The organism is Bradyrhizobium retamae, from assembly GCF_001440415.1.
GTDB classification, from domain to species: domain Bacteria; phylum Pseudomonadota; class Alphaproteobacteria; order Rhizobiales; family Xanthobacteraceae; genus Bradyrhizobium; species Bradyrhizobium retamae.
The window spans coordinates 1-3,788 of record NZ_LLYA01000055.1 but is presented as its reverse complement, the minus strand read 5'-3'; the positions used below and the strand labels follow the sequence as shown (position 1 = coordinate 3,788).

1 protein-coding gene and 2 pseudogenes are annotated in these 3,788 nt (G+C 58.6%); 2 read left to right on the top strand and 1 reads right to left on the bottom strand.

Annotated features, from left to right (window positions below):
* Positions 1-1,732, bottom strand: a pseudogene (locus tag CQ13_RS08415) (phage integrase SAM-like domain-containing protein); the annotation flags it as partial.
* 1,153 nt (positions 1,733-2,885) lie between these two features.
* Between CQ13_RS08415 and CQ13_RS40715 the strand changes: the two are divergent.
* Together CQ13_RS40715 and CQ13_RS08400 are read left to right on the top strand one after the other, a co-directional pair.
* Positions 2,886-3,362, top strand: coding sequence for a hypothetical protein (locus CQ13_RS40715; protein ID WP_197427281.1), 477 nt, complete (start codon positions 2,886-2,888; stop codon positions 3,360-3,362).
* Between the two features lie 2 nt (positions 3,363-3,364).
* A pseudogene (locus tag CQ13_RS08400) lies at positions 3,365-3,739 on the top strand (recombinase family protein); the annotation flags it as partial.
* Between the last annotated feature and the right edge of the window lie 49 nt (positions 3,740-3,788).

Below are 3,788 nucleotides of genomic sequence, written 5' to 3'. Positions count from 1 at the left end.
CGGCTGTCGTGAAGTCCCGGTAATCTACGTTCAACGACAGTTGCTGCTGATCATTACCGTTGATTCGACTCGCTATGCTCTCTCTACCCGTGGTTCGGAGCCAATCACTGAACTTACGTTGCGCCGAAGCAGTATTCCGGACAGTTTTCCTTCTCGATTGGGAAGTCGGGTCGGATCCGAGCTTGCTTAGCTCTTCGTTCGCCAGGCCATCGATGACGATGGTGTCGTCGTCATAAGGACGAAGAACGTTTTGGGGCTCGAGGCCTAGGTACTGCCGAAGCTGATCGAGTGGGGCTGATCGTTTTTTGGCTTTGATGAAGGCCGCATGATCTTCGTTCAACGACGCTTGCTGCTGAGCACTGCCGTTGATTCGGCTCATTATATCCCCCTTGTTCTCCCTTTGGAGCCAATCACTAAAATTACGTAGCCTGGAAGTCATGCTTGAGACGGCGGCTTTCTCTTTGAGAGTCGCGTCGGATCCAAGCTTGCCCAGGGCTTCGTTTTGAAAGCCATCGATGGTGGGGACGTCCTCGGGATGAGCGGACAATAACTCGCGCCCCATCAGGCGGGCTCCGGCACCGACTGCTTGGAGCCCGTCAGCCCCGAGCCTCCGGAGATGAGACAGTGCCGCGTCGAGACGGTCACGATCGTCGCCACCAGCTGCGGTGTACTCCTCGATGTCGGCGGCTAGCGACCTTGGTTCGTTAAACGCGCGAGTAGTCAGCGGCCCCTTATTCTCCGCTCGGAGCCAACGAGCAAACGCCTTAAGAGCCTGCGCATTGGACTTGATGGTAGCGGCGGGAACCCTTCCGGTCCCTCGACCTCTGCTACCATCGGGAACAACCCTGTACGATTTGACCTCTTCCGCGAACTGGCGGATGATCCGCTCGTCTTGGGGATGCATCGGTTGCTCTTGCGCATCCACCCACGCGGGGGCGGATATGGGATTTCCGGCCCGGAAACGCTGGAGTGTGTCCAATGCTCCCCCCAAATAATTCCTGCTATTGGCGCTCGCCACTTTCATAAAGTCATCCTTATAGGCTGTCAGCAGATCAGCGTCGCCAAGCAGGTCTTTCAGCGTCACGCCTTTGGGTTGAAGGAATTCGCTAAACATGCTGAGAGCGTTCACGTAGTTGTTAATGGTCTTAGGCCTACGGTTCTCGCCGGCCAATGCCACCTTGAACTCTTCAATGAGGCCCAGGTCCGCCTCGGACGGGCGACTGCGCTTCGCGAAATCCATGCGAAGCTCTGAATAGACCGCGTCGGAGGCCGAGCCGCCGGACGACTTTTCCCGACGGCTTCCTCCAAAGACTTTGCCGAGCCCTGATTTGACCCGGGAGAACAGTCCACGGGGCTTGTTGTCCTTCGTCCGCGCCGCAGGCTGCGCTTCCGACGGCGCTGTGTAGCGCATGCTGCTGAATGGCCTGCCCCGCAAGTCAGACGGAGAATCGTTTGCAGCCAAGCCAAGATGAGCGCGCGGCACATCGACGCTGTACCGCGTGCCAACATCAGTACGCTGGACAGTTCCATGCGCCCCCGCTGTTGGAGTGTCGGGCGAACTAAGCTCAGGCGAACTCTCCTCAGGGGAGCCGAGTTGCAGCTCGCTCACCTGCTGCTCAAAGCTAGCTTGATCCGCAGGCACGCTTTCCAACTCTTGCCGCGCACGCTGCAGCTCTTGCTGCTCAGCGTACCAACGCATCCAATAGTTCGAATCGTTATAGCCCGGTTCCATACCACTCTCCCTAGATGAAATAACTCTTCATAGCTGCCCCAGAGCCAAACTCGGGTGCACTGACCACAAAGACTCCAGCTTCAGAAAGCCAATTGCCAAGATCGGCAACCAGAACAAGAGGACGCTCGTCCGCGCCCCTCCGACTTCGCGCAATACTCACGCCAGCCCCAGCCTTAGCTTCCGCAGAAGACTCGCAGGTCGCTCCGGCAGTAGGACTGCGCGCCAAAAGCGCAACCATGCGACGTTCCCCACTCATCAAGAGGCCTGGATTCACTTTGCGGTTCCGCGTCCGGAACAATCGCGGAGACCGCGAAAGACAGATATTTGCTCCACCGAGAAGCAACAGCGTTGGCGCCCCTCCTAGGAAAACGCCGCACGCGGCGCATCGGGATTTAACTCGGAGCCGTCCATTGCCTATGGGAAGGCGGCCCGATGATCTCGAACTGCACGTCCTGCTGCAGTTTCAATTCTTCAATTTGTCGCTCCGACATTCGCTACGGGCCGATTTCGAGATGGGCCTGCACAGCCACAGCCTCTCACGCATCTTTGACATCGAGACATCGAAGCCTCTCCTTGTGATCATGACGCTTCTGGGCCGATGGCCGCATGTATGATTCAGACTGTACAACCTGACGCTACGTCGACTTCAAGCCCTTTCTGGCGCCGTCGCGGCGAGGCTGCGGGTTGCATGCGCGTTTCAGGATGGCGAACCTCGCATCTTGGTGATCTCCTGCCGCCTCAATGGGCGAGGCGCCGCCCATCAACCACCAACAAGTATTGGCCGTCAGCGAGCCTTGGGGCGCTTATTCGAGCGCTATCAACTGGGACGCTTCGCGCATCGAGATCGTAATGGCTCATGAGCGCCTCGTCGCAGCGATACAGCCGCTCTTCCTAGCGGCACATTCCGCAAACCCTGCAGCCTCGTCAGCTTCTGTACTCCGAAATAAATCCGGACAGGTCGCGAGCAGTGATTCAATCCGCACAGATTTGAGGGTGACATGATGCGCACCCGAAGCCGCGGAGAACGGGCTTTGATCATGACCGTGCTGCCGACAAGTCACGCGGTCGCGCGGGTGGACGACCGGCGGGTCGTCATGCGTTTTGTATGTGCTTCCGACACGCACAGCGTGGCACGAGCTCCCGGACCGCGTTGTTGCCCGTTCATTCTGCCCATGTCCGGCATGAATTGGAAGTCCACTACCGGTATCATCCATATTTCGGTCGCAAGGTCTTCGTGCGTCGCATCGAGCAGCGAGCGACCGGCCAATTTCTTAGCGTACAAGGGCCGGCAGGCATCGTGGTATCGATCGCTGGTTGGATGCTCGATCCTGTGATTTGCGCCGGAATGACAATCGGCGCACCGCGCGTCGATCTGGCCGCACTCGTCGAGTTGGAGCGGCTATTGATTGGTACGGCCAACCCCGCACACTCCCGGAACGATATCGCAATCGTTCGGGAGGAAGGCAATGAAGTCTCTCAGATTGCCGGCGGCGGCGCCGAGCCGTTAGATCAACTTCTTATTCGACAACAGCCGGCTGGAAGGGGTGGCCTCCGCCGAGCGGAACAAGATCATCTCGGTGCTGGCTCAAATCCTCATGCAGGCGGCCGGCCTCAGCGTCGAGGAGCTTGAAGATGACCAGCGCTGAGGTGATTCCGGCGGTCGTTCTCAAGAGGAAGGCTGTCGTGCATGTGCGCCAGTCGACGCAATCCCAGGTTATGACCAACCTGGAGAGCAAGCGGCGCCAATATGATCTGGTCGATGTCGCCCGCCAACGGGGTTTCGTCGATGTTGAAATCATCGATGATGATGTCGGCCGCTCGGCAAGCGGGACGGTGGCACGCCCCGGCTTCGACCGCTTGGTCGCATGGCTGTGCGCCGGCAAGGTCGGCGCCGTTCTATGCTTCGATGCGTCGAGGCTCGCGCGAAACGGTCGCGATTGGCATCACCTGCTCGAACTATGTGGGCTTGTCGAAGCCCGCGTCATCGATCTCGACGGCGTCTACGATCGATCATGTTGATACCTTCATTTGTTTGCTCTCGGGTCGAAAACGAGGT